The organism is Streptosporangium sp. NPDC001559 (assembly GCF_042893955.1).
GTDB lineage: Bacteria > Actinomycetota > Actinomycetes > Streptosporangiales > Streptosporangiaceae > Streptosporangium.
The window spans coordinates 28138-50999 of sequence record NZ_JBIAVG010000022.1 but is presented as its reverse complement, the minus strand read 5'-3'; the positions used below and the strand labels follow the sequence as shown (position 1 = coordinate 50999).

General features: G+C 67.7%; 22 protein-coding genes. 11 read left to right on the top strand and 11 right to left on the bottom strand.

What is annotated here, in order from left to right; genetic code table 11:
* The first annotated feature begins 21 nt into the window (after positions 1–21).
* Positions 22–384 (top strand): nuclear transport factor 2 family protein, encoded by a 363-nt coding sequence (locus tag ACFYY8_RS36645; RefSeq protein WP_390049167.1) that lies wholly within the window; start codon positions 22–24, stop codon positions 382–384.
* A gap of 210 nt (positions 385–594) precedes the next feature.
* Here the strand turns inward: ACFYY8_RS36645 and ACFYY8_RS36640 are convergent, their stop codons facing one another.
* The gene (locus ACFYY8_RS36640; RefSeq protein WP_390049165.1) at positions 595–2211 is read right to left on the bottom strand and encodes an RICIN domain-containing protein; all 1617 of its coding nucleotides are present in this window, start codon (positions 2209–2211) and stop codon (positions 595–597) included.
* Positions 2212–2537: 326 nt separating this feature from the next.
* On the opposite strand from ACFYY8_RS36640, the gene ACFYY8_RS36635 reads away from it, so the two are divergent.
* Positions 2538–3266, top strand: coding sequence for an HAD family hydrolase (locus ACFYY8_RS36635; protein ID WP_390049163.1), 729 nt, complete (start codon positions 2538–2540; stop codon positions 3264–3266).
* Between the two features lie 50 nt (positions 3267–3316).
* Here ACFYY8_RS36635 and ACFYY8_RS36630 read toward each other — a convergent pair whose 3' ends face one another.
* On the bottom strand, positions 3317–4009 hold the full coding sequence (locus ACFYY8_RS36630; protein ID WP_390049161.1) for a DUF6461 domain-containing protein: 693 nt from the start codon (positions 4007–4009) through the stop codon (positions 3317–3319).
* A 311-nt stretch (positions 4010–4320) separates the two neighbouring features.
* Here ACFYY8_RS36630 and ACFYY8_RS36625 point away from each other — a divergent pair, with 311 nt between their 5' ends.
* The 5 genes from ACFYY8_RS36625 (at position 4321) to ACFYY8_RS36605 (ending at position 9244) form a co-directional block, all read left to right on the top strand.
* On the top strand, positions 4321–5298 hold the full coding sequence (locus ACFYY8_RS36625; protein WP_390049159.1) for a hypothetical protein: 978 nt from the start codon (positions 4321–4323) through the stop codon (positions 5296–5298).
* A complete protein-coding gene (locus tag ACFYY8_RS36620; protein WP_390049157.1) occupies positions 5292–6602 on the top strand; it encodes a hypothetical protein in 1311 nt (436 codons plus the stop codon). The genes ACFYY8_RS36625 and ACFYY8_RS36620 overlap by 7 nt, the downstream gene beginning before the upstream one ends.
* A 123-nt stretch (positions 6603–6725) precedes the next feature.
* Positions 6726–7289 carry a hypothetical protein gene (locus tag ACFYY8_RS36615; RefSeq protein WP_390049155.1) on the top strand — a complete coding sequence of 188 codons (564 nt, stop codon included), beginning with the start codon at positions 6726–6728 and terminating at the stop codon, positions 7287–7289.
* Between the two features lie 213 nt (positions 7290–7502).
* Positions 7503–8579 carry a ParB-like protein gene (locus ACFYY8_RS36610; RefSeq protein WP_390049153.1) on the top strand — a complete coding sequence of 359 codons (1077 nt, stop codon included), beginning with the start codon at positions 7503–7505 and terminating at the stop codon, positions 8577–8579.
* A 209-nt stretch (positions 8580–8788) separates the two neighbouring features.
* Positions 8789–9244: a hypothetical protein gene (locus ACFYY8_RS36605; RefSeq protein WP_390049151.1), complete on the top strand. Its 456-nt coding sequence runs from the start codon at positions 8789–8791 to the stop codon at positions 9242–9244.
* A 21-nt stretch (positions 9245–9265) separates the two neighbouring features.
* Here the strand turns inward: ACFYY8_RS36605 and ACFYY8_RS36600 are convergent, their stop codons facing one another.
* Positions 9266–9640 (bottom strand): DUF5997 family protein, encoded by a 375-nt coding sequence (locus ACFYY8_RS36600; RefSeq protein ID WP_390049149.1) that lies wholly within the window; start codon positions 9638–9640, stop codon positions 9266–9268.
* A 55-nt stretch (positions 9641–9695) separates the two neighbouring features.
* Between ACFYY8_RS36600 and ACFYY8_RS36595 the strand changes: the two genes are divergently transcribed.
* Both ACFYY8_RS36595 and ACFYY8_RS36590 read left to right on the top strand, forming a co-directional pair.
* Positions 9696–10430 carry a LysR family substrate-binding domain-containing protein gene (locus ACFYY8_RS36595; RefSeq protein WP_390049147.1) on the top strand — a complete coding sequence of 245 codons (735 nt, stop codon included), beginning with the start codon at positions 9696–9698 and terminating at the stop codon, positions 10428–10430.
* 279 nt (positions 10431–10709) lie between these two features.
* On the top strand, positions 10710–11672 hold the full coding sequence (locus ACFYY8_RS36590) for a LysR substrate-binding domain-containing protein (protein ID WP_390049145.1): 963 nt from the start codon (positions 10710–10712) through the stop codon (positions 11670–11672).
* Here ACFYY8_RS36590 and ACFYY8_RS36585 read toward each other — a convergent pair.
* From ACFYY8_RS36585 to ACFYY8_RS36560, 6 genes are read right to left on the bottom strand one after another with little or no spacing between them, the layout of a single operon-like run.
* Positions 11659–12507: an alpha/beta fold hydrolase gene (locus tag ACFYY8_RS36585; RefSeq protein WP_390049142.1), complete on the bottom strand. Its 849-nt coding sequence runs from the start codon at positions 12505–12507 to the stop codon at positions 11659–11661. The two genes, ACFYY8_RS36590 and ACFYY8_RS36585, sit on opposite strands and share 14 nt — an antisense overlap.
* Before the next feature lie 10 nt (positions 12508–12517).
* Complete coding sequence (locus ACFYY8_RS36580; RefSeq protein WP_390049139.1) at positions 12518–13417, bottom strand: ATP-binding cassette domain-containing protein; 900 nt, start codon at positions 13415–13417, stop codon at positions 12518–12520.
* Positions 13414–14448 carry an ABC transporter ATP-binding protein gene (locus ACFYY8_RS36575; RefSeq protein ID WP_390049136.1) on the bottom strand — a complete coding sequence of 345 codons (1035 nt, stop codon included), beginning with the start codon at positions 14446–14448 and terminating at the stop codon, positions 13414–13416. The genes ACFYY8_RS36580 and ACFYY8_RS36575 overlap by 4 nt, the downstream gene beginning before the upstream one ends.
* Positions 14441–15427 (bottom strand): ABC transporter permease, encoded by a 987-nt coding sequence (locus ACFYY8_RS36570; RefSeq protein WP_390049134.1) that lies wholly within the window; start codon positions 15425–15427, stop codon positions 14441–14443. The genes ACFYY8_RS36575 and ACFYY8_RS36570 overlap by 8 nt, the downstream gene beginning before the upstream one ends.
* Positions 15424–16353, bottom strand: a complete 930-nt coding sequence (locus ACFYY8_RS36565; RefSeq protein WP_390049132.1) for an ABC transporter permease — start codon at positions 16351–16353, stop codon at positions 15424–15426. The genes ACFYY8_RS36570 and ACFYY8_RS36565 overlap by 4 nt, the downstream gene beginning before the upstream one ends.
* Positions 16340–18043: an ABC transporter substrate-binding protein gene (locus ACFYY8_RS36560; protein WP_390049130.1), complete on the bottom strand. Its 1704-nt coding sequence runs from the start codon at positions 18041–18043 to the stop codon at positions 16340–16342. Before ACFYY8_RS36560 ends, ACFYY8_RS36565 begins: the two co-directional genes overlap by 14 nt.
* Before the next feature lie 1300 nt (positions 18044–19343).
* Here ACFYY8_RS36560 and ACFYY8_RS36555 point away from each other — a divergent pair.
* Complete coding sequence (locus tag ACFYY8_RS36555) at positions 19344–19715, top strand: YciI family protein (protein WP_390049128.1); 372 nt, start codon at positions 19344–19346, stop codon at positions 19713–19715.
* A gap of 594 nt (positions 19716–20309) precedes the next feature.
* Here the strand turns inward: ACFYY8_RS36555 and ACFYY8_RS36550 are convergent.
* Both ACFYY8_RS36550 and ACFYY8_RS36545 read right to left on the bottom strand, forming a co-directional pair.
* A complete protein-coding gene (locus ACFYY8_RS36550; protein WP_390049126.1) occupies positions 20310–20831 on the bottom strand; it encodes a transposase in 522 nt (173 codons plus the stop codon).
* Positions 20832–20839: 8 nt separating this feature from the next.
* Positions 20840–21379, bottom strand: a complete 540-nt coding sequence (locus ACFYY8_RS36545) for a winged helix-turn-helix domain-containing protein (protein WP_390049124.1) — start codon at positions 21377–21379, stop codon at positions 20840–20842.
* A 565-nt stretch (positions 21380–21944) separates the two neighbouring features.
* Here ACFYY8_RS36545 and ACFYY8_RS36540 point away from each other — a divergent pair.
* Positions 21945–22772, top strand: a complete 828-nt coding sequence (locus tag ACFYY8_RS36540; RefSeq protein ID WP_390049123.1) for a hypothetical protein — start codon at positions 21945–21947, stop codon at positions 22770–22772.
* Positions 22773–22862: the final 90 nt, after the last annotated feature.

Here is a 22862-nt window from a genome sequence, read left to right as displayed (position 1 = left end):
GCCGTGTGGGAAAGGGAGGGTATGACCGACGACGTGGTGCGACGCGTTTTCCAGGCGGTGGACTCGTTCGACCCCGAGGAGTTCGTGCGACTGCTGACCGAGGACGCCAGGTTCGTGTTCGGCAACGCCGAACCGCTGGTGGGCCGTACGGCCATCGTCGCCGGACTGCGGGCGTTCTTCTCCACCATCGGCGGTCTGCGGCACCGGATCGTCAGAAGCTGGCGGGTCGACGCCGACGTCATCGCCGAGACCGAGGTGACCTACCAACGCCTCGACGGCAAGGAGGCGGGCGTCGTGGCCGTGTCGATCTGGCGCACCCACGACAACGGCCTCATCTCCGACTACCGAATATTCGTCGACCTCACCCCTCTTTACGCGCCTTAGAACCCGCCTTCGAAGCGTCACGACCACACCAACAGCTCGGTGGTCTCGCCTCCCGGGATCTGCCGAGGGCGTGATCCGCCTCCCCTTTCGGCATCCGGCGGCATGCCGCCGGACCCTGCTGGTGCGCCTCGCGCTCTCCACCCCCCTTTTCAGGGGGTCGACGATCGGGCGTCACGGCCGCGCGGACAGGCGCACCAGCCGGTCATCGGGTCAGGAGACGCAGCGGCGCAGGGCCACCCGGCCACCGTCCTTGGTCACATCGCTGGAATGCGGGGCCAGGCAGAGCTTCGTCCACTGGTTGGAGAAGGTGTAGCGTCCGCCCGGCATCGGGTTGACCGACCAGTACTGGTTGGCCGAGTCCCAGCGGGTCTCGCAGCCCCACCACATGAGCTGCGTGTTCTCCCCGGGCGGGGTGCCGTTGTTGTACGGCGCGGTCAGGCAGTAGCCGTTGGCGTTCTTGATGTTGAACCATCCGCCGTTGCGCGGGGCGGCGGTCCACTTCTGCGACGACTTGCCGTTGCACGAGCGCTGCACGACCATGCCGCCGCCGGAAATCGTCGAACCGCGGTCGAGGCACTTGCCGCTCAGCACGTTCTTGTAGGCGGTCGTGTCCACCGACCACAGATCGTACGCCCCGGTAGGCTTCGGCTTGGGCAAACTGCCGCAGTCGTACTGCTGCAGCGGCGCATCGTTGCTCAGCAGGTTGTTGTGGTCGAGCGCCATGCACTTACCGCTCTTGCGGTTGTAGAGATAGAACGCAGGCTGCGCGTCGTAGTGCGGCGGGATCTTCACCGTCACCCGCATCACCGCCCAGTTCTGCTGCGGCGCCGACGGCGTGCAGTTCTGCTGGTCGAGGCTGAGCCAGTCGGCCATCTCATCGCCGGTGACGTCCGCGCACTTGCCGGAGGCGTCGTTCTTCTGCAGGAACGACCCGTCGGCCTGCTTGACCCGGGTCCAGCGCAACGCCGAGGACGTCCCGGTCGGGCAGTCGCGCTGCACGATCCTCGCCCCCGCCGTCCTGCTGTCGTCCTTGACCACCATGCACTTGCCGCTGTGCGCGTTGAACAGCCGGTACTGGCTCGGCAGCCACAGGCGGAAGTCCCCATAGGACGACTCAAACGAGGTCGACTCGGTGTAGCCGCTGTCGCCGCCCCCGCCGCTGCCGCAGTACTTGGAGATCTCCCAGTCGCTCATCGGCCGCGAGTTCAGCGCCCAGTCGTAGGAGCGGCCCTTGTCGGGCACGTACACGGTGAGGTTCTTGCCGTACTGCATGCCGTTGCCGTCGTCGTAGTCGGCGGCGATGTCCACGACGGCCTTGATGAGCGGCCGGCGTACGGTGATCCACGCGACGCCCCAGCCGGGCACGTTCGCGGTGTTGGTGTAGGTGTCGCTGGTGCTCCAGCTCCATGACCAGCCGAGCTTCGGCCCGACGGACGCCTCCCAGTCACCGAACTTCTTCTTCCCGCCGATGTCGAGCCCGAAGGAGAAGGAGGTCGACGAGCTCTTCATTCCCGCGACCCCGACGCTGCCGCCCGCGGCCCCGCAGGAGCGGGCGACCGGGCGAGGCTTGTTGGAGTCGCCGATCGCGTCGGGGATCTCCGCCTCACCGAGCACCTGCTGGGAACTCTTGTAGGTGAGCCTGCACTCGGGCACCTCGTACACGAGGTCACCCGCCTGCCGGTAGGTGACGTTGAGGCAGTCGCGAGCGATCTGCTCGGGGGATCTGGCCGCTGCGGCGGGTGAAGGCGAGATGACCATCGTGCCGAAGACGGCGGTAGCCGCCGCGAGCATGACGGCACCGGCGCGAAGCCGGGGGAGGACGTGCATGACGCTCCTGATCAGAGTATTCAACGTGCTCGCGCAGGCTAGAAGTCCGGGGAGGCGCCGGACTGAACGGCTCAGGAACACGACTTGAAATGATCACTCAGGGCTGGCTGTCGGCGCGTGCCGCGGTGGTGAAGGCCGGCGAAGCTCGGATCCTGGCTTCGGATATCCGGAGGTTCGGCGTCCCCGCCGTGCGCCCAATCGTCGTGCAGTGGTGCCCACCGCCCCCAACAGCCGCACCCGGTGACCCGGTACCGCCGAAACGACGGCCACACCGTACGGCAAACTTACGACCGGTCGTGACACCGTGATCAGGAGGGTTTCGCTTGATGAGCACACGCGTACGCCCCCATGTCGCCCGCGTCCTGGAGCACACGCACGCCGTACTGCTCCCCTTCGACGGAACACTCTGCGATCTCTTCGCCGACACGGACACCGCCGCGATCGCCAACAGGATCCAGACCCAGCTCTTCAGGCGTAAGCACCGGATGTCCCTCCTGGTCGCCACCGTGACCGATCCGCTATGGATGATGGAATACGCCTGGAAGGTCGGTCCGGCCCACGGCGCCAAGGCCGAGAAGCTCGTCCATGACATGGAGATGTCCGCGGCCAGGACGGCCACACCCACGCCGGGGATACGTGAGGTGCTCCAGGCCTGCCAGGTCAGCGGCAGGCCCGTCGCCGTGATGGGATACACCTGTCCTGAGGCCATGGAGTCCCACCTCGACGCACATGGTCTGCGTCACCTGGTGGGACCGGTCATCGGACGTGAGCAGCGGTCTCGCCGCTTTCGGAAACCGAACGCCGGCGCCATGATCCGGCGGGCGGTGGAAGCGCTCGGGGTGAAACCGTCCGACTGCGCGCTGGTCAGCCAGTACCCAGAAGGCATGTTCGCCGCGCAGGACTCCGGAACCCGGGCGATCGGGGTGGTCAGCGAACACGCCAGACGCAAGCACCTCGCCGCCGCCGAAGGCTCGGTCGTCGTCTCCTCCCTGCCCGAACTGGCCGACGCGCTCACGACCGTTCCTCCCGCGGAGGCCCCCGGCGCATCCGTGTGATGTCCGGCCGCGGCTGCCTCCACCGAGCCGGATCGTTCCCCTCGACGGTCTCACCGCTCGCGGATCACGTAGCGGGTGTGGGCCCCGTCCATCCACTCCCGGTCGATCTCCCGGCCCGTCACCCTGCCGACGAGCGTCAGGGCTGAGGTGAGGCAGGTGGCCATGGGCGGGCTGTACCCGTTGAGAGCGAGCGAGATGAAGTCCTGCCACCCGTCGGGAATGTCATCCTCATAGTCCTCCTGCCCGTTCTCCAGGCGGGCCTCCTCCCACTCGCAGTACTCCAGCCACCCTGCCGGCAGCTCCGGATCGCTCATCCAGCCGGAGTCGTCCAGGTCGAACGTCAATCCCCGCGCGTAGGAGTCGAGCGCCTGCGGATCGCGCCCCCACCGCTCTCCGGGAACGGTGACGCTGAAGTCCGTCACATAGTCACCGTTGACCGCGTACTCAAGATCACGTGGCCCGTTGATGTCCCAGCTCATCCGCAGCGCCCGCCCGCCGTACGAAAGCTCCCGCAGAGCCTGATCGCAGTCGAACCCTCGCACCTGGATGATCTGCGTCCAGTCCGCCGTCAGCCGACCGGCCCAGACGACCCCCGCGTCACCATCGGCGGGCCTCCCGCGCACGGCGTCCGCCCAGACGCACTCAACCGCGTCGTCCACGTCGGCGACCGACACCCCCAGGCGTCGTGCCGCCTCCCACACCTCCAGCCCCTCAACCCAGACCGCCATGAACCATTCGCCCATGCCGTAGGACCGGACAAGATGCCAAAGACGCTCTGACCGCCGCATTCCCATTCCCGCCCGTTCGGTACTCGTTCCTGAGGTGACCCAAGCAGACACCCCCGACAGTCACCGCCCCGGCCTCACCGCGAAAGCGGGCATCGCAAGGGCGATGGGAGTCGTCCAAGAACAGGCGTGGCGGCGGCCCGTCTCGCACCGCGTGGAATCTCCCATCGAATTCGAGGTCGCGTCATTGGTATTCACGCCGGGCTCACCGACGATCAACGCATAAATGATCTACCACGTGATATCCGTGATCTGTACAGTCATGGTTCATGACCCGTCACTGGCGACCGCTGGCGCGCCGTGCCCGACGTGTGCGGTTCAGCGTGACGGCTTTGAGCGCCCTCGCCCTCGCGACGGTCCTTGCGGGTCACACCAGGGGCTGGTGGGTGAACCCGTCATTACCCACGACGGTGCCGGCGCTGTCCGGCGAACGCGAAGAATGCCCCGACCCTCGGCGTGACCGGCCCGTCGGAACAGTCCTGTGCACCGGTTTGACGCTGCGTCTCACCTCGGACAACGGTGTGGTGACCATCGCGCGGGCCGCGACCGAGATCTCCGGAATCGACGGGGACCCCGACATGGTCGAGTTCGCGATCAGCCGCGACGGTCACCGTGTGGCCTACCTCGACGCGCAGAGTTATCGCTTCGTCGCGATGGACCTGCCCACGGGAAAGACCCGAGCGCTTACTCCCCCGTTGAGCGGAGAAGAGCTGGGAAAATGGACTGATCTCACCGTCTCCCCGGATGGCCGGTCATTCGCGGTCTCGCTACAGGGATATCCGAAAACGATCCTGACCGACTTCGAAACCGGTCGGACGCGAGAGATTCCGGGCGTCTGCGTGGTCCACGGGCTCACTGCGACAGCGGTGGTCGGGAATCGGTGGTGCCGCCACGGCGGATTGGGAAGGCCGAACAGGTTGTTCGTCACGCACGACGATGGGTCCGTCAAGCCGCTCGACGACCCGGAGAACGATCAGGTTGATATCGGCCTGGCGCCCGATGGTGTGACCTTTTCCGCGGGCGGCCGACTCTACGACGTCGAAACCGGCGAACGGCTCGGACCGCTGCCCGTTCCGCGGTCGTCCCGCGCCATCGCATGGCTGGACGGCAGGCACGTCCTCGCCAAGGCCGGGGAGCACTACTACGTGGTGGACGTCTCCGACGGGACCAAGAACATGGTGAGGGACGAAACCCCTCCGGGCCTGGAGTTCGCGGAAAGGAACGACTCAGGAAGGCTGTCGTGGTAGAGCCGGTCAACGAATCCTGGGTGGAACCGCTGCTGCGAACCGCCCTCGCCCTCACTGGAGACCCCGTTCGGGCCCGACGCCTGACAGCCCAGGCGCTCTCGTATCGCGGTGACTCCCGCGACGCGTACTTCACTCTCTACCGTCGTTTTCTGTCCCCCTTCCATCGGTGGCCCCGGTCGGCGTCGGCTGGACGGCGTTCCCGACGCGAATGGGCCGCCGTGGTGGGGCTGTTTCACGACGAATGGTCGGACGAGAATGTGGCCGATCTGCTCGGATGCCGGATCGACAAGGTCAGACGGGCCGCCGCGGACGCCTCCGCGCAGAAGTTCGACAGGGCACAACAAGAATTCGACACCGACCGGGCCCTCAAGCTCGCGGAGCTCTATCGCAGAAGGCGCTCCGTCATGGCCTCGGTAGGCGCCGCGGGTGTTCTCATGGCGGCGTGCATACCCTCCCTGCTGGCGACGGGTTCTCAGCGAACCGAAAACCCGCCGCCGTCTCCGCCGTATGTGAGACCGACTCTGGCCGTGGGTCTCCCGACGGGGCCCGACGTGGCCGTCCGGTACGCCTACCGCATCGCCGACCGCTACAACGAGACCGGGCACAGGGATGAGTGGGCGGTCGTCACCACGTCCGGCGAACGCAGGGTCCTGGCCGGTCTGCACGGCGACTTCCTGAAGGTCAGCCAGAACGGCCTCAGGATCGCTCACTACGACAGCGAGAAGAGCGAACTCACGCTCATGGACGTGAGAGGCGGCCAGACCGAGACGCTGCCCGTTCTGGCGGGTGGAGAAGGTTCTCTGACGCTGGACTTCTCCCTGGACGACCGCTACATCGCAATCCAGCCAGGCAAGGACCCCGTCGTCGTGATGGACCTCCGCGATTTCGAAAGGCTGGACTCCTATCCGGAGGAACGAATAATAGGCTGGACCCGGCGTGGCCTGGTGACCGTTGACGGAATCGAGGAGAACGCCTGGCTGAGACGGCCGAACGGCTCCAAGGAGCGGACCGTCGTCGGCACTTCCTACGACACATCGGTGTCAGGCGACGGCACCATGTACGCCGGCACGTACGGCCGGCGACCGAAGATACGCGTGGAGAACGTCACCGACGACGGAACGAATCGCACGATCAACGTCAAGGATGACGACGTACTCTACGTGGAGCGCTGGGTCGGCTCATCGGCGGTGATAGTCAGCATGCGTCACGGCGGCTACCGCCTGGTCGACATCAAGACGGGAAAGGCCCGGCCCATCGAGATCGAGGACACCGAATATTCAGAAGTGGTGTTCGGCAAGCTGTAGCCTTCCGGCCCGTTCGTGGCCGTCTCCGGCGTCCCGCCGGATGCCGGAACCGCCACGCGGGAGGCGACAGGGCTCAGGCTCGTCTCCCAGTGGATCACAAGTCCCGGTCCGTAGCGTGCCGCCATGAGTCTACGCACACGGGTCGCCGGTGTTCTCTTCGTTCTGGCGGTCCTCGCGGTGGTGGGCGCCCTGGTCGGCGCCCTCGGGCACTACACGGTTCTCGACCGGCCGGTCCTGCTGGGAACCCTGGCCGTGAGCCTGATCGTCCTCTCCGGAGCGCTCGTTTTCGGAGGAGGGCCCCGTGGTCCCGCCATCGCGCTGGGGATGATCTGGGCGACGGTGGGGTTGGTCACCTTCGTGAACAGCTGGCAGGTGTACGCCCGGATCCCCGGTCCGACCGGCAGCGGGCTGGAGGTGCGTGTTCTGTACGACGACTGGATCATCCCCGACTGGGCGCTTGTGGTTCGCAGGAACGACGGCCTGCTGACGCGTGAGTGGCCCCTGGTGGAGCGCTTCAGCTCCGAGCACTCCGACGGCCTGCCCACGGTGACCTGGGTCGATCCCTCACACGTACGGCTGGACGACAGACCGGGTGACGATCGGGCGCCCTGGGGTGGGCAGGTGATCGTCCTGGACCCCGGGACCGGGCGGCCGCTCAAGCCGGACCACCCGGTGAGCGCCTTCTGAGATCCGGCGACTCGGTTTCGTCGGCGGCGACGAGTCCCGACCGTCCGAAAGCCGATGTCGGCGGTTCGGAAAGCCCGCACTCCTTCGTTCCCCGAAGAAGAACACGATGTTCGCCGCCGGTTCCCCTGGATGTCATGAGCATGCACTCGTACGTTGGTTGGTTACCGGCACTCTCACCGTCGATAGACGCAATGCCGACGAGGAGCACGTGTTATGCGCTTCAGTTCTCCGTACCGCCTGGCCTCGGCACTTGGGGCAGCCGTCGCCGTCACCGTCGGCTCCGGCGCCGCCCTGGCGCCATCCGCTCTCGCCGCACCCGGTGCGCCGGGCAACCGGCCGTCCTTCTGCGAGCACGACAACCGCAACACGCCGTTCGCGAAGTACCTGTGCGCCAAGCCCGGTGACCTGCTCGACGTCCGCATCGGCGACGTGCACCCGACCCAGCCGTCGCTCGGTTACGACGAGGTGTACTACAAGCTCGGCCGCTACACCCTCGGCAAGGACACGATCAACAAGAAGTTCGACGACTGGTGCGAGGCCGACGGCAGGGAGGAGGCGGCGTCCGTTTCGCCCGGCGCACGCCTGGACGACCCGTCCTCGTTCACGTGTCAGATCCCGGTCGGCGCCGAGACGCCGGACAGCGTCGCCCCCATGAAGACCGTCGTCATCGGTCCCGGTGGCGAGCCGTTCCTCACCGACGGGCACCACACGCTCACCTCCTTCTTCGAGACCCCCGACGGCGGCGCCGACCTGCACGTACGGCTGCGGGTGCAGGCCAACCTGAGCACCTTCACCCGGCAGAGGTTCTGGAACGAGATGCGGGCGCAGAAGTGGGTGTGGCTACGCGGTCCCAACGGCAAGCCGGTCACCGTGAACAAGCTGCCGACCTGCGTGGGCCTGGCCAATTTCGCCGACGACAAGTACCGCAGCCTGCTCTACTTCGGCCGTGACATCGGCTACGAGCAGAACGGGCTGCCGTTCCAGGAGTTCTACTGGGGCAGCTGGGTCCGCGACGCCAAGCCGATCGACCTGGCCGGCTGGAACCAGAACGACCACGGCAGCTACCTGGCCACCGTCAAGGCACTGACCGAGGCGATGACCGCGCTGCCCAAGAGCACCGTCGTCGACAACGGCTTCACCGCCGCCCAGCTGGGCGCGCTGGCCCAGTGGAACAACGGCAAGGCCGCCAACAAGGGCGAGTTCGACAAGCTGAGCAAGCCGTACTCCGACGCCAAGCCAGGAAAGCTGGCCTACACCCTGGAGTACAAGCGAGCGCACGGCCTGGGCTGAGACCTCCGGGACCGTACGGCCGGGCCGCCGGGCGACCATGCTCGACGGCCCGACCGGCGTCTTTTCTCACCCGCTCGCAGGGCACGAACGGCCAGGTGGGGCGCGCCGATCCGTTCGCCCGTCACCGCGGCGTCCCGAAGACTCCCACGCGCCGTAGCCGGATCGGGCAGGCGCCGGCGTTGTCGTACCCGGTGGCTACTCTTCAGCGCATGACGGTCCCCGAGGTCATCCCCATCGCCCACGAGCCCGGCTATCACACCGACACGATCGGTCACTGGGACGGCGGGCAGTTCCTCGGCTCCGTCGTCGCCGCCTTCCCGAACGGCTACGCCCTCACCGACGACTGGCCCGCCCACAAACGCTGGCACGCAGTCCTGCACACCTTCGACGCCTCAGGCCACCACCTCGGCTCCCGCGTCGAACGCACCGGCACCGATGAGGACCACCGGACAGCCGTCGCAACCGCCGAGAACCTGCTGGCACGGTGGCTCGACGCCCTCCCCGGCCGCCGTTACGGCGACATCGCCGTCCGGCCCTTCCGGCACGAGGTCGACGACGTGCTGTTCGGCCTTGTCATCGAGACCTTCGAAGGCGCGGAACACGCCGAGCTCTACCCCGACACCCTCGGCTTCCACGAACCCTGGGACGGCTCATACGACACCTGACCGTCCCTGGATCTCAGCCGTCTAGCCCTGCTGCTTGAGGCGGAGCGCCTCTTTGCGAACCTTGACCTGGAGGGCCTGCTCACGCTCCAGCCACTCCGGGTTCTGCTCCTTCAGCGCGTCGATCTCGGCGGTGGTGAGCGGTTCGGTGATCCCGTTCCTGAGCAGACCGGCGACGGAGACCTTGAGCTTCGCGGCGATGACCTGCTTGGTGTGCGGGCCGTTGCGGCGCAGGTCGACGAGCCAGGCGGGAGGCGTCGACTGCAACTCGTTCAGCTCGTCCCTGGAGACGACACTCGCCTGGAACTCGGCGGGAGTGGCCGAGAGGGGGACACCCAGCTTCTTGGCCGCCGTCGAAGGCTTCATCGTCTGGGTGGTCTTCGGTTTGGGCGAGGTCATGGCGTCAAGAGTAGCCAGCCGGAACAGGTTCTCCTGACATCGATACTCTGGGGAGGTGACCGATGGAGAGACCGGCAGGGTGTTCCGACTGGCATATGTGCCCGGGGTGACACCCGCGAAATGGGTCAACGTCTGGAACGAGAGAATGCCCGAGGTGCCGCTCACCCTGGTCGCGGTTCCCGCCGCCGAGGTGGTGGAACTCCTGCGGAACGGCGGCGCCGACGCCGGGTTCGTCCGGCTGCCGATCGACCGGGACGGGCTCAGCGTGATTCCTCTCTATGTGGAGGACACGGTGGTCATGGTGCCCAAGGGCCACGTGATAACCGCCGCCGACGAGGTGACCGTCGCCGATCTCGCCGACGACGAGGTGTTCCACCCCCTGGACGACACCATCGAGTGGGCGGTCCGGCCCGGACAGCCCGCGTTCACCCGCCCGGCCACGACGGCGGAGGCGGTCGAGCTGGTGGCGAGCGGCACCGGGATCCTCCCCGTACCGCTGTCCCTGGCACGCCTCCACCACCGCAAGGACCTCACCTACCGGCCGGTGTCGGACGCGCCGCAGTCCCAGGTCGCGCTGAGCTGGCCCGCGGACGCGACCACCGACCTGGTGGAGGACTTCATCGGCATCGTCCGCGGCCGTACGGTGAACAGCTCGCGAGGCCGTACCCCCGCCGCCCCCGCCTCCTCCGCGAAGAAACCGGCACAGCGGCAGGCGCAGAAGCCCGCGCAGAACGGCTCCGGCCGCCGGGCCGTACCGGCCGGCCGTAAGAAGAAGGGCCACCGTCGGTAACGGCGCCCAGGTCGGCGGACTCCGGTGCGTCGATCGGTTCCGGCGGCGCCTCCCGACCATGCCCGTCGTGGTCGCCCACGTCGACGGCTCGCGCCGGCCGACGCGAGACGAGCGTCGCGGCAGGGTTCTGGGCCAAGGATCGGGCCCTTGTGGGCGGCGAAAAGCCCAGGCCGGAACGTTTCACGTCCTGAGGCGCCCGCTAGCATCGGGGTTCCCCGGTCCCGCCTCGCGGACGCTCCTACCGTGACGGACGCCCGGCCGACTCGCGACGGAGCCCGCGTGCCCACGATCGACCCCCGCCGTCTCCTCATCCTCCGCGCCTTCGTGCTGTCCGACTCGGTCACCGCGACCGCGGCGGCGCTGCACCTGACGCCGTCCGCGGTGTCGCAGCAGCTCGCGGCGCTCGAACGCGAGGTCGGTCACGTGCTCGTCGTACGCGCGGGACGCAAGCTGGCGCTCACCCCGGCCGGGCGCATCCTCGCCGAGCACGCCGAGGAGATCAGCTCCCGGCTGAAGATCGCCGAAGCCGACCTGGCCGCGCACGCGGGCGGCGTCCTCGGGCAGCTCAGGATCGGCGCCTTCCCCACGGCGATCAGCTGGTTGGTGGCACCCGCCATCGTCGAGCTGCGCCGTCAGGCGCCGGGCGTCGACGTCACGGTCGTCGACGCGGAGGCGCACATGAGCCACCGGATGCTGATGCGCGGCGACATCGACGTGACCGTGACCATGGAGTACGAGTCCAGCCCCGAGCGTGACTCCCCCGACATCGTGAAGTTCCCGCTCTACATCGAGCGGTTCAAGGTCGTCCTCCCCCACACGCACCCGCTGGCCGGAGAGGAGGGCGTCGGGCTCACCCAGCTCGCCGAGGAGAACTGGATCATGCCCTCACCGGGTAACCCGTGCCGCACGATGGTGTTGCAGGCGTGCGCCGAGCTCGGCTTCCACCCGTCGGTCACCCATGTCTCGGACGACTACCGCGCCGCGCTGGCGCTGGTCGCCGCCGAGGCCGGGATCTGCCTGGCGCCGGAGTCCGCGCTCTCCGCCCGCGACGCCGACTGGGTGGCGATCCTGCCGACGCGCGGCGTCGCGCCGCTGCGCAAGGTGATCATGACGACGCGACGCGACAACCAGGGTCACCCCGTCGTACGCGCGGGACTTGAGGCGATGCGAGCCGCCGTCGCCTCGCCGGACTCGGAGATCTACGGCCCGCTCGCGCGGTCCGACACCTTCAGTGTCGAGTGACGGCTCCGGCCGGTGGCGCGTTCTCCCGGAGGAAGGCGTCGACGTGCCGGTGGTACTCGTCCGGCTTGTCGCGGCGCACACAGTGGTGGGCGCCCTCGATCACGACGACGTCGAAGCCGGGTGCGACGGCCGTGAGACGCTCACGGGAGTGCTTGTCGACGATGACGTCGCCTGTACCGGTGACGAGCAGCGCCGGCACGCCCGCCGGGCCGACCGTGATCTGCCGCGCGGTCGGCGTCCAGATCCGGCGCTTCTCGTGGAGCCGCTGCCCCATGTAGTCGGTGTCGACGGCCTTCATCGCCTCGGCGAGCGGGCGCAGCTCCTGCTCCGCCCAGTGAGGATAGAGCTCGCGCTGCATCTCCACGAGTTCCTCGATCGACGCCGTGTCCGCGTAGTCGAAGGGGTCCTTGATGGTCTGCTCGACGCTGAGCCACGGGTTGGGGCCTGCCTCAGGCACCCACCACGGCGGGTCCTCAAGCACGACACCGGCCACGAGGTGCGGGGCGTCGGCGGCGACGAAGGCGGCGATCCGCGCGCCCATGGAGTGTCCGACGACGAGCGTCCTGCGCCCGGTCTCGTCGAGCATGTCCTTGAGGATGTCGATCGCGTCCTGCACCATCACGTCGGTTGACGGAACACCCTCGTGCTCGGGCAGGCGGCTGGGCGACTTCCCGTGGCCCCGGGCGTCAGGCGCCACGATGTGGTAGTCGCCTCCCCAGCGGTCGACGGCGTCACCGTAACACGCGCCGGACTCCACGGCGCCGTGCAGGATGAGAATGGCGGGCGCATCTGCTGCGTCCCGCCCGTACTCTCGGACGAACAGGTCGGTTCCCACGTGTCCTCATTCAGTGCTCTGTGGCGCCGGCCTCCGGCCGGCTCACAACAGGGTGATCGTTCGGTGAGACATGGTCGTGATCGTGGCACGCCTCGTCAGCGTCGCGCAACGCTCCCGCAGGCCAGGGAGGCGGCTCCGCCTCCGGTGTCGCCTCGACCAGCGCGCGCGTGCAGGGGTGCTGCGGGGAGCGGAAGATCTCGTCGGACGGGCCGGTCTCGACGATACGGCCGCGCTGCATGACGGCGACGCGGTCGCTGTAGAGCCGGATCACCGCCAGGTCGTGACTGACGTGGAGGAACGAGATCCCCTGGTCGCGCTGCAGGTCGGCCAGCAGGTTGAGGATCTGGGCGCGCACCGAGACGTCGAGCGCCGAGGTCGGCTCGTCCGCGATGATCAGGTCCGGTTTGAGGGCCAGCGCGCGTGCCACGGCGACGCGCTGGAGCTGCCCGCCGGACGCCTCGTGCGGGAAGCGTCCCAGGTAGTCGGCGCCGAGGCCGACCGACTCCAGCAGCGCGACCAGCTCGGCGGTCGACGTCGTCTCGCCGTGCGCGCGGAAGACGTTCTCCAGCGTCTGCCGTACGGTCTGCCGCGGGTTCAGCGACGCCAACGGGTCCTGGAAGACCATGGCGACGTTGCGCCGCAGCCGCCGTAGTCCTCGCCTGCCGAGGCGGGCGAGGTCCTGCCCGCCGGTACGGACGGTGCCGGACGTCGGCACCACCAGGCCGTTGGCCATCCGCGCCAGTGTGGACTTGCCCGAGCCGGACTCGCCGACCAGGCCGAGTGCCTCACCTCGTTCGACGTGGAGCGAGACGCCGTCGACGGCGAGGAAACCCGCGCGGCCGCGGCCGAAGCCACCGAATGTGCGGTAGCGCTTGCTGACGTCGGTCATCTCCAGGATCGGCTCGCTCACCGGGCGACCTCCTGCGGTGCGGGGAGACGATCGAGGTGGCAGGCCGCGAGGTGCAGACCGCCGACCTCGCTGGTCGGGCGGGCGGTGGGCAACGGCGCCTCGACGAGGCAGCGCTCGCCGACCTGGTCCGCGAGGCCGCAGCGCGGCGCGAAGGCGCAACCCGGTCCGGCGTCGCGCAGCGACGTGGGCGCGCCGGGGATGGCGCGCAGCCGGGTCCGCCGCCCTCCGGTTTCGAGCCGGGCGTCCAGTCGCGGCGTGGCCGCGCGGAGACCGGCGGTGTAAGGGTGGGCGGGCCGGTGGAAGATGTCGCGGAGGCTGCCGTACTCGGCCTGGCGGCCCGCGTAGAGCACGAGGACCTCGTCCGCCGCGCTCCCCACCACCCCGAAGTCATGGCTGATCAGGAGCATCGCCATGCCGTACTCCTGCTGGAGTTCGCGGAGCAGGGCCAGGATCTGCGCCTGCACCGTCACGTCGAGCGCGGTGGTCGGTTCGTCGGCGATGAGGAGCGCCGGCCGGTTCACCAGGGCCATCGCGATCACCGCGCGTTGCCGCATGCCGCCGGAGAACTCGTGCGGGAAGCGGCGTACGGCGTCCGCGGGCTCGGGGATGCCGACCCGGTCGAGCATCTCGACCGCGCGGGCCCGCGCGGCGCGGCGGGTGACCGACGCGTCGTGCAGGCGGAGCGCCTGGGCGATGTGCGCGCCGATGTCGAGGTACGGGCTGAGCGCGGACATCGAGTCCTGGAACACCATGGCCACGTCGCGACCACGCGCCCGGCGCAGCTCACGCTCGTCGGCCGAGAGCATCTCCCGGCCCGCGACGACGATCCGGCCCCTGGCGCTCGCCCCGCGCGGCAGCAGCCGCATGATCGCCCGGCCGGTGATCGTCTTGCCCGATCCCGACTCGCCGACCACGGCGAGCGTGCGGCCGCCGTCCAGCCTCACGGAGAGATCCCGGACCACATCGGCGGTGACGCCGCCGCCGGTGAACGAGACACACAGGTCCTCGATCTGGAGTACGGGGTCAGACACGGCGGATCCTCGGATCGAGAAGCGGCATCAGCAGGTCGGCGATCAGGTTGCCGACGATGATGAGGAAGGCGGAGAAGAGCGTCACCCCGACGACGATGCTCAGGTCGGACTCGTTCACGCCGGACAACAGCAGGTCGCCGAGCCCGTGCAGGCTGAACACCTTCTCCGCGATCACCGATCCACCCAGCAGCGCGGTGACGTCGAGCGCGAACATCGCCGCGACCGGCACCATCACGCCGCGGACGGCGTGCCGGTTCACCTGCCGGTTCGACGCGCCGCGCGCGGTCATCGCGACGAGGTGGTCGGCCGAGAGCTCGTTGAGGAGCTGGGTACGGGTGACCCGGATGTAGCCGGCGGCGAGGATGAACGACAGCACCATCCACGGGCCGATCAGGTGCCAGGCCCAGTCCGCCGGTGACTCCGAGAACGACACGAAGCCGGAGTACGGCAGCGCGTTGAGCATGAAGCCGAAGACCTGGAGGACGAGCAGGCCGACGAGGAAGGTCGGCACCGACAGCCCGAACATCGCGAACCCGGTCGAGAACCGGTCGACGACCCCGCCCTTGCGTATCGCCGACAACGCGCCGAGGCCGATGCCCACGACGAGGCACAGGACGGCCGCGCCGAGCGCGAGTGACAACGTGACGGGCAGCCGCTCGGCGATGAGCGTCGTGACGTCGCTGCGGTTCGGGAACGAGTAGCCGAAGCAGGGCGCGGGACAGTGCACCTGCTGGGCGCCCTGGCCGTACGTACGGCCGGCGAAGAGGCCCTTCACGAACTCGGTGTACTGCCACAGCACGCTCTGGTCGGTCTGCATGTAGGCACTGACCTTGGCCCGGGTCTCCGGCGGGCACGGCTTGCCGCACATGGCGCGGGCAGGGTCCTTCGAGGCCCCGAAGAAGAGACAGATCGTCACGAAGGCGATCGAGAGAAGCATGAACACCGCGGTGACCATGCGGCGGGCTATGTAGACGATCATGCGGCATCCTCCGTGCGCACATCGAGGACGTCGCGGAGCGCGTCACCGGCGAGCGTGGCGCCGAACACGATCAGGAACACCACGGCTCCCGGGAAGAGCATGTACCAGACGTCCGCGCCGCTGTAGATCCACGGCAGCGAGTCCGAGAGCAGTTTGCCCAGGTCGGGGACGTCACCACGCAGGCCGACGCCGAGGAACGACAGCCCCGCGACGACGCTGACGTTGCCGGGCAGGGACATCGCGAACAGGACGACGACCAGGCCGAAGAGGTGCGGCAGCATCTCGTGGCGGATGATCTGCCAGGGCGGGGCCCCGGTCGCGCGTGCCGCCTCGACGAAGGCGCGGGCGTTGATGGCGCCGGCCTGGGCACCGATGATCCGGGCCGGGACGGTCCAGCCGAAGAAGGCCAGCACCAGCACGAGGACCAGGCCCCGAGGCATCTCCGCGGGCACGATCGCCATGATCGCGATGACGAACATCAGGCCGGGGAAGCCGAACATGAAGTCGATCAACCGCCCGGCGACGGCGCCGAACCAGCCGCCGAAGTAGCCGATCGCCGTACCGAGGACGGCGGCGAAGACGATCGACAGGATGCTCGCCCCGAACGCGATGAACAGCGACGAGCGGATGCCGTAGACGATCTGGGCGAACAGGTCGACCCCCGTCACCGGGACGACACCGAACCAGTGGTCGGCGCTGACGCCGCCGAAGGCGCCCAGCGGACGGCCGCCGTCCGGGTCGAGCAGGTCGGTGTGCAGGGTGCTCGGGTCCTGTCCCTCGATCCACACGAGCAGCGGGGCGCAGAGTCCCGCGACGAGCGGCACGACCAGCATGACCAGGCCGGCGACGCCGGACCGCTTCCTGAGGAAGCGGCGGAGGGCCGACGTGCCCCGGCCCTCCGCCTGCCGGATCTCAGCTACCGACACCGACGACCAACTCGTTCGCGAACGGTGGGTAGGCGGGGATGAAGTAGTTCATGATCTTCGAACCGGCCAGGGCCTGCGTGCGCTGCACGAGGATCGGCACGATCGGGGCGTCCTCCATGATCTGCTTGTCGATCGCGGCCCACATCGTGGCGGCCTTGCCGAGGTCCGGCTCCGCGATGGCGGCGTCGATCGCGGCGTCCACCTTGGGGTTGGAGTACTTGGAGGCGTTGCCGCCGCCGTTGCCGATCTCACTCGACGCGAACAGCGGCTGGATGGTGCTCATGCCGCTCGGGAAGTCCGCTCCCCAGCCGTTCGTCGTCATGTCGTAGTCGCCGTCGTCGGACGAGACGAGCTCGGACCAGGTGTCGCCGTCGAGGCCCTTGAGCTCGACCTTGACGCCGATCCGCGCCAGCGAGTTCTTGATGCTCTGGGCTTCCTTCTCCTCGATCGCGCTCACGTCGGTCGGGTAGGTGAGCGTGAACTTCAGGTCGGAGGCTCCGGCCTCGGCGAGCAGTTCCTTCGCCTTGTCGACGTTGCCGGTGTCGCCGCCGTCGTACAGGTTGTACTCGGTGCGGCCGGGGATGCCGGGCGTCATGATGGTCGAGGTGATCTGGCCGCCGAACTTCGGGCCGCCGTACACGCTCTGCAGCTCGGCCTTGTTGATCGCGTAGTTGATCGCCTTCCGTACGCGGACGTCGGAGAGGCCCGGGCGCTTGACGTTCATGGCGAGGTAGCGGAAGTAGCCCGACGGGCTGTTGGCCATGCGGTTGGAGATCGACGGGTCGGACTCGATCCGCTGGAACTGCGACGGCGAGATGAGCGCGTTGCTGATCGCGTTCTTGTCCTCACCCTTGTCGTCGATGAGGCGCTGCACGATCGTGTCGTTGTTCAGGCCCATGTCGAGAACGATCTTGTCCGGGCCGGCGAGCCGTACCTGGTCGGTGTCGGCCTTCCAGTTCGGGTTGCGTTCCAGCACGGCCTGCGAGCCCTTGCGGAAGCTCGTCACCTGGTACGGGCCGCTGGCGACCGGGTGCTCGCCGTACGTCTCCGGCTTGGTGTCGGCCGCGGCGGGCACCGGCGCGAAGGCCGGCATGCTGACGATCCACGGCCAGTTGCCGAACGGGCGCGCCAGATGGAAGACGAGCTTGTGGTCGTCGACGACCTCGATGGAGTCGAGCTTCTTGCCGTCGTACGGGCCGTCGTAGTCGGTGCCGCCGACCAGCAGTGTCTTGTGGTAGCCGAGGCCGCCCTGGAACATCGGCGCGAACGACCGCTCGATGCCGTACTTCACGTCCTGCGCGGTGATCGGGCTGCCGTCGGAGAACTTCAGGCCCTCCTTCAGCGTGAAGGTCCACGTCTTGCCGCCGTCGTCCGTCGTACCGGTGTCGGTGGCGAGGTCCGGCACGAGGATCGTGTCCTTGTCCGGGAACGTCTGCCACGACGTCAGCCCGCGGTGCACCCACCGCAACCGGCTGGTCGGCACCATCTGCGCGTTGGCTGTCTCGAAGGACTCGTTCGCGCGCCGCGAGAGGTAGTGCAGAGTCTGGCCCTTGGGCACGGACTCAAGCGCCGTCGCGTTCTTGTCCTTCGTCGGCTCGGTGGACTGCGAGTTCGCGTTGCAGCCCGCCGTCACGAGGGCCAGGACGAGCGCGAGCCCTACGGGCGCCACTCTCCGGGATCGATTCGCCATAGATCGCGCTTCCTGTGAGGCGGTCCCAATCGTTCGGGTCCGCTGCCAGATCTCAGGAAGGGAGTCTGTTGGCGGGCGAGAGCACCCGTCCATCGAGGAGTTCTACACGGGATCTTTAAGAAAATCTGATAGATCGCGGAGACCTGCGTGTGTGACACCCACGATACCCCCCGATCCCGGTAGCTGGAAGATCACGACGCACACCCGCGGGCGGGACCCCCTCCCCCGCGCGTCGGCCTCCCGCGTGGGGCCTTGGAACCGCGCCTGCTTGTAGCGATATTTGGGCTGTTTTCATACCGTTGTCAGGCTTCTGTCATGCCGTTTTCATGCCCATGAAACGTTCATTCGCTGGATGAAGCAGTTAAATACCTCAGATAGTTAACTATGCCCCAATGCGGTGAAAACCGTATTTGAATCCAGGCCTGCCTTGAAGTGACCACAGGCACGTACAGGCCGTGCACAGGACCGCCAGGGGCGGCGACACCGTCTTCACCAAGCGGAACAGCAGCCGATGGAGCCGCAGAATTTTAACCAGAACTTCAAAATCAACTACCACCGGACGAGCAGACCAACGATCCAAGCCCACCACCCGACGCCCCCTCGCGTCGTTCCCAACCGCCTTCACACCACCCGGCGCCCTCCGCCTCACCCCTGACTACTCCCACGCCACCCTTGGCCACTTCCACGTCGCCCCTGGTCAGCCTCGTGTCATTCCTGATCGCCCTCTCGCCTCCCCTGACCGTCCCCACGCCCTCCGACCCGCCCCTCACCCCTGACCATCCCTTCATCTCTCCCAGCCACCCTCACACCACCTGGCGAGCCTGTACCTCACCCTCAGCCACTCTCACATCGCCCCTGGTCGCCTCCACGCCGCCCCTGTCCACCCCCGCGCCACCCCGACACCCCCCGCGTCGCCCCTGGTCAGCCTCGTGTCATTCCTGATCGCCCTCTCGTCTCCCCTGGCCGTCCCCACGCCCTCCGGCCCGCCCCTCATCTCTGACCACTCCCGCGTATCGCCCGTGGCTGTCCCTTCGTCGCCCTTGGCCACCCTCGTGTCGCTCCTGGCCGCCCCGCTGTCACGATGCGCATCCTGCGGTGCTCGCAGATTCCCGCCCCGGAAACCGGGCTCAATCACCGCGGCCGTCGCGCAGAGGTCACTTCGGCGGGCGAAACGCGGCCCGGAAAGATCAGCCACGTCGCGACGAGAGATTTCTCCAAGACCGTGTCGATTCGCGGGGCCGCCTATTCGACGTGTAGATGAGAGGGCCGAGAGGCGGCCCCGCCGGAGGAGGAGAACGCGATGCCGAAGTACCTGCTGATCATGCGGGGCACCGACGAGTCGAACGCGGCCATGATGGCCGATATCGACGAGTTGATGGCCACGACCCGCCTATTCATCGAGGACGCGGTCAAGGCCGGTGTTCTCCTGGCGGCGGAGGGGCTGGACGATCCGGGCCAGGGCGTCGTGGTCGACTTCAGCGGCGAGACCCCGGTGGTCACGGACGGACCGTACGGCGAGACCAAGGAACTGTTCGGAGGCTTCTTCATGCTCGACGTCGCCTCGAAACAGGAAGCGGTCGAGTGGGCCAAGCGGGTCCCGGCGGCCCCTGGGTCCAAGATCGAGATCCGGCGGGTGCCCGGGGACGACGAGGTCCCACAGACCAACGAGTGATTACCCAAGCCTGGGGTCGGCGGCCGGATCCGATGGGCGTGACCGGCGCCGAGGCCGTCGTACGGATCGGGTCGGCACGGATCGTCACCGCTCCGACCCCGTTCACCGGAGTTTTCGAGCCGTCCGAGGCCTTGACCGGAATCGATGACGTCATGGCCGCTCACCTCTCCGTCGAACCCGGCCGGCCAGAGGAACGCTTCCCAAACTCTCGCGGCCTCGCCGTACAGTGTGGGGACCCGTCAAGGCCTGGTCCGCATCAGCGGAGCCGAAGGACCCGCGACGGACGTACCGGATTCTCGCCGCCCTGACCTGCCAGGCTCCCGAAGACCGTACGGCGGTGCGGAACAGAACGCTCCTTCCGCCGGCGAAGGACGAGGAACCACCTGAGCGGGCGCTCCCCGTCGAGTGGGTCGCCGTCTCCGAGATGACCTCGGCGGCACCGGACGAACCCGCCGACCTCGGAACTTCCTCGGCCCTGCAAAAGCGTGATGTCCAGGGACGGTTACCGCGTTGCTGTATTTCGCTGCCGCACGGCCATGAAGGAGGCCCTCCGGGAGGATCCCAGAGGGCTCTGCTGATCTTTAATTCGTGGAGTTACGAGGACTTGAGGACCAGGTCGGTCTCGGCCAGGCAGCCGTCGATCAGATGAGACCGGTACTGGACCTTCTTCAACCCGCGCTTGATCGCACGCACCAGATGATCCAGGTTTGCCGCGGCGAGGTTGGCCAGGCCGCTGCGATTCAGCAGCGACCAGATGCCTTCCACTGGATTGAGATCCGGAGCGTACGAGGGCAGCTGAAAGACCCGCAGCCAGTCGGCATTGTCGGCGATGAAGCGCCGCATGTCCGGGCAGATGTGCCGGTTCAGGTTGTCCCAGACGAGGACGATCGGCGCGCCGAGTTGCACATGGGCCATGACGATCAGGTCCCGGTAGTCGCGCCAGGTGAAGCTCGCCGCCTCGCTCTTGCGCCGCCGGTAGATATGAATCCGGTAGATCAGCCGGGACCTCCCGCCGGGCCGGTAGCAGGCCAGGGCCGCGACCGAGACCCTGCCCTCGCGGCGGCCCGGCACCCGCACCACCGGCGTGACGCCACGCGCGCCCCAGGTGCGGGCCATCGGCGGCCTCATCGTCCGGCCGCACTCGTCTTCGAAGCAGACCCACGCCCCCAGGTCCGCCGCAGTGGTCCCACGGCTGGCCACACCTCCGTCTTCCACACCGCGATCGCCTCCTCATCCCGCTCACTCGCCCGGCGCGCCGGTACCTGACATGACCAGCCGTGCCGCCTGAGCAGTTTCCACACCCCGGGCAGGGAGTAGGTCAGATGGAACATCCGGCCGATCACCCGCCGGATACGGGCCAGCGTCCAGTACTGGTCCTGCCAGCCGTGCGCGGCCGGCCCCTGCGCCAGCGCGGCCTCCAGGCGGGCGAACTGCGCATCGCTCAGCCGCGGTAGCGACGCCGGGCCCTTGGAGGCCAGGGCCGCGCCACCACCGCGCATCCAGGCTCGGCGCCACCGGTTGGCCGACATCCGGCTGACCCGTAGTTCTTTGGCGACGTCGGCGTCGGTGTAGCCGCGGGCGAGCAGTTCGGCCGCGCGCAGCCGTACCTGTTCACGCTTGGCTCGTTGTGCGGCGGTCAGGCCGCCGCCTTGCGCATACCGCATGACCTGGGCATACCGCAGCAAACCATCACATTCACATGATCACCGAACATCACGAATTAAAGATCAGTGAGCTGCCGCGTGGCCGAGAGGACTCGAACCTTTAACCTCCTGGCCCGTAGCCGGTCCGGGAACGTCCATCCGCGTCCACCGTGGCAGAAACGCCTGCTCACGGATGCCTTCGCCGTAACCACGTTCTACGAACGTCCATCGATTTCCAGACCCGTTGTCGGCAACCGTGATAGCAAGAGTGGCCGTCGCCGGCGTCATCACGGCACGGGCTACGGAACCCGACAGAAAACGCGAGACATCGGACCGTTTACACCCGGTAAACGCCCCCAACAGGGCGACATGCTTCTTCTCTCTGCAGAGGAGAGCAAAGTCGGCCGTGGAGCGAGCTGACCTGAAAATACGAGAGCGGACACAAGAACTATCCTGATCGCCCCTGTCGAGGGCTATCGCCGCTTGGAATCATCGGCCTGCACAGGATCGTTACAATATAGCCCTTATCCCGCCTGCACCACCCTCTACTCTTTTCCTTGCTGTATACCCCTAAGCAAGGACGCTGATGAAGCTCTTCTTCGCAGGCCTCGTGGCGACAGCTGCGGCCGTGGGCACGGTGGCCGTACCCGCTCAAGCGGCATCCGTCACAACCGTGCAGGCCGCTCCAGTGGACCCGGTGAAAGCCCTGAAGGCCCAGCTGGTCCCGGGCAAAGGCGTAAAGATCACCGACTCGAGCAGCATCACTGTGGATTTCACCGTCGACGACCGGGCCATGCAGGTACAGGTGAACACCCGTACGGCCGGCGCCGTGGCTTTCGGCAAAGGCAACGTAGCGGCTGTCGACCTCCGCGTCCGCACGTCCTCACGCCAGAAAGGGTCCAACCCTCCCTACCGAGTCATCGCCGAAGGAAAAAACGCCTACGTGACCAACACCGGCATCGCCAGGGCGCTGCCTTCCGGTCGTTCCTGGATCCAGTCGAAGGCCAGTGGGCGCGAAAACGCCGTCCTTAATGTGGGCGCCACTCCAGCGGAGTTGCGGTTCATGCTGGACAACGCTTCAGAAGTGGCGACCGGCGAATATCAGGGCACCGCCAAACTCACTGACTTCCGGCACGACAAGTCCGCCGGAGAAGGCGACGTCGAGTTCCACCTGTACTTCGATGAGCACAACCTGCTCACCCGCACGGTCGTCGACACGACGGCCTACCCGGACAGCGGCAGCTCGGCCTATGACCAGATGGCCTTCCACACCGACACCAGGTATTCGGGCTGGGGCACCAAGGTGAAGATCGCCGCACCGGTCGCCGGCAAGGTCGTCAGCGAAAAGAAACTCGACGCGAAGACCCGCAAGGCCGTCACCAAGGCCGGTTATCCGGAGGGCGGCCCCTTCTGACCTACGTCAAGAAGGAGTCGACACCGGCGGGCGAACCCGTGTACGTCTTTCCCGTCTGGCGGTGTCCCCTTCGGAGGGCACTGAGCCTTC

What these genes read in the sequence shown, in the direction of transcription:
- ACFYY8_RS36630 (WP_390049161.1), bottom strand. Translation starts at nt 4,009, where the DNA reads ATGGGCGAATGGTTCATGGCGGTCTGGGTTGAGGGGCTGGAGGTGTGG.
- ACFYY8_RS36625 (WP_390049159.1), top strand. Translation starts at nt 4,321, where the DNA reads ATGACCCGTCACTGGCGACCGCTGGCGCGCCGTGCCCGACGTGTGCGG.
- ACFYY8_RS36570 (WP_390049134.1), bottom strand. Translation starts at nt 15,427, where the DNA reads ATGATCGTCTACATAGCCCGCCGCATGGTCACCGCGGTGTTCATGCTT.
- ACFYY8_RS36615 (WP_390049155.1), top strand. Translation starts at nt 6,726, where the DNA reads ATGAGTCTACGCACACGGGTCGCCGGTGTTCTCTTCGTTCTGGCGGTC.
- ACFYY8_RS36600 (WP_390049149.1), bottom strand. Translation starts at nt 9,640, where the DNA reads ATGACCTCGCCCAAACCGAAGACCACCCAGACGATGAAGCCTTCGACG.
- ACFYY8_RS36540 (WP_390049123.1), top strand. Translation starts at nt 21,945, where the DNA reads ATGAAGCTCTTCTTCGCAGGCCTCGTGGCGACAGCTGCGGCCGTGGGC.
- ACFYY8_RS36635 (WP_390049163.1), top strand. Translation starts at nt 2,538, where the DNA reads ATGAGCACACGCGTACGCCCCCATGTCGCCCGCGTCCTGGAGCACACG.
- ACFYY8_RS36555 (WP_390049128.1), top strand. Translation starts at nt 19,344, where the DNA reads ATGCCGAAGTACCTGCTGATCATGCGGGGCACCGACGAGTCGAACGCG.
- ACFYY8_RS36550 (WP_390049126.1), bottom strand. Translation starts at nt 20,831, where the DNA reads ATGGCCCGCACCTGGGGCGCGCGTGGCGTCACGCCGGTGGTGCGGGTG.
- ACFYY8_RS36640 (WP_390049165.1), bottom strand. Translation starts at nt 2,211, where the DNA reads ATGCACGTCCTCCCCCGGCTTCGCGCCGGTGCCGTCATGCTCGCGGCG.
- ACFYY8_RS36645 (WP_390049167.1), top strand. Translation starts at nt 22, where the DNA reads ATGACCGACGACGTGGTGCGACGCGTTTTCCAGGCGGTGGACTCGTTC.
- ACFYY8_RS36610 (WP_390049153.1), top strand. Translation starts at nt 7,503, where the DNA reads ATGCGCTTCAGTTCTCCGTACCGCCTGGCCTCGGCACTTGGGGCAGCC.
- ACFYY8_RS36560 (WP_390049130.1), bottom strand. Translation starts at nt 18,043, where the DNA reads ATGGCGAATCGATCCCGGAGAGTGGCGCCCGTAGGGCTCGCGCTCGTC.
- ACFYY8_RS36605 (WP_390049151.1), top strand. Translation starts at nt 8,789, where the DNA reads ATGACGGTCCCCGAGGTCATCCCCATCGCCCACGAGCCCGGCTATCAC.
- ACFYY8_RS36545 (WP_390049124.1), bottom strand. Translation starts at nt 21,379, where the DNA reads ATGCGGTATGCGCAAGGCGGCGGCCTGACCGCCGCACAACGAGCCAAG.